Annotated in this window: 2 protein-coding genes and 2 pseudogenes; all 4 read right to left on the bottom strand. The window is 70.4% G+C overall.

Annotated elements, in window-relative coordinates:
- A pseudogene (locus N878_RS28520) lies at positions 1-157 on the bottom strand (phosphatidylserine/phosphatidylglycerophosphate/cardiolipin synthase family protein); the annotation flags it as partial.
- Positions 157-729 (bottom strand): YceI family protein, encoded by a 573-nt coding sequence (locus N878_RS20370; RefSeq protein WP_021445386.1) that lies wholly within the window; start codon positions 727-729, stop codon positions 157-159. The gene N878_RS20370 and the pseudogene N878_RS28520, both read right to left, overlap by 1 nt.
- A gap of 142 nt (positions 730-871) precedes the next feature.
- Positions 872-1,192, bottom strand: a complete 321-nt coding sequence (locus tag N878_RS20365) for a hypothetical protein (protein WP_021445385.1) — start codon at positions 1,190-1,192, stop codon at positions 872-874.
- Positions 1,189-1,441 (bottom strand): annotated as a pseudogene (locus tag N878_RS20360) (serine hydrolase); the annotation flags it as partial. The pseudogene N878_RS20360 and the gene N878_RS20365, both read right to left, overlap by 4 nt.

Here is a 1,441-nt window from a genome sequence, read left to right as displayed (position 1 = left end):
GCTCGCTGCACTGGCCGTCCTCGACCAGGTACAGCTCCAGCTCGACCTGGCGCTCGGCGGCGTCGATGGCGGCGAGCATGCGCGGGAAGAACTGCGGGCCGTCGAGCAGCAGGGCGAAGCGGTTGCCGCCGCGCCAGGGGAAGATCGCGCCGCGCATCAGCGAGCGGTGAAGATCAGCACCGCACCCACCGGCACCGACAGGCTGATGGCGGACAGGTCGGCCACCTTGCGCAGCGCCTCGATGCCGCTGGCCAGGCCGAAGTCCTCGGCGTGCAGCACCAGCGGCGCCAGGCTCACCACCTGGAAGCGGCGGTCGTCCAGGCGGGTGACCAGCAGCTCGGCCTCCAGCTGGCGCGCGCGCTCGTCGAGGGTCAGGGTCAGCGGCAGGCGCAGTTCCAGCTGCGCACCCGGCGCCAGGTCGGTGAGCTGCGCCAGGTTCACCTGCGCGGCGACCCGCGCCTCGGGCAGGCGCTCGGTGTCGAACAGCATGGCGCGCAGGCGCTCGTCGCGCAGCGGGATGCCGGTGCTCAGCGAGTCCAGCTCGATACGCAGGCGGGCGCGGCCGTCGGCGGCGATCTGGCCGTGCAGGGTGAGGAAGCGGTGCACCTCCGACAGGTTGCCGGAATGGGTGGAGATAAAGGACAGCCGCGAGGACTCGTTGTCCAGGTACCAATCGGCCTGGACGGGCAAGGCGGCAGCCAGCAGCAGGGCAAACAGCGAACGACGCATGGGGACTCGGCAAACGGCATGACCAGGCGCAACGATAGTCGCCGCAGCCGGGCTTGCAAAGCCCGGCGCCCTGCTCCGGTGCCATTGGCTCAAGATCGTGGGGTTAGGCTCCCATCTCCGATTGCGGGGAGAGGGTTGCTGGCTAGTCGTTCGGCAACAGCTGGCAGCCCTGGCGCGCGCCCAGCCAGGCGGCACTGTGGGTGCGGCCCAGGCCGCTGGCGGTCACCCGCTTGCCGGCCGTATCGTCGAGCAGGCTGCCGATCGGCACGTACTGGGCGACGTAACCTTCGCAATAGGCCGCCGGATTGCCGCTGACGTAACGGCAGGAGCAGTACTCCTTGGCGGTGTAGGCGCCGATGATGTCGGGGAACGCCGCCAGGTGCGCGCGATTGGGCCAGGCCAGGGCGATCAGCACGATGACCAGCAACAGCAGCAGGGTAAGCCAGGGACGACGACGGATCATGGCTGCACCTCCTCGGCGAAGGCCGCACGCACGCGCTTGAGCAGTTCGTTATGACTGTAGCTGCCGTCGCGGTCGTCGGCGTAGCGCACAACCACCAGTTTCTCCTCGGGCAGCACGTACAGGCCCTGGCCCCAGTGGCCGAGGGCGGCCAGGGTATCGGCCGGCGCATCCGGCCAGGGCCGGGCGGCGCCGGGCAGTTCGGCGTTGAGCCACCAGTGGGCGCCGGGTACCGCGTCGCCGGGCTTGGCC

This window comes from Pseudomonas sp. EGD-AK9 (assembly GCF_000465935.2).
Taxonomy (GTDB): domain Bacteria; phylum Pseudomonadota; class Gammaproteobacteria; order Pseudomonadales; family Pseudomonadaceae; genus Aquipseudomonas.
The sequence above is the reverse complement of the archived record's forward strand: the minus strand, read 5'-3'. Positions and strand labels throughout refer to the sequence as shown.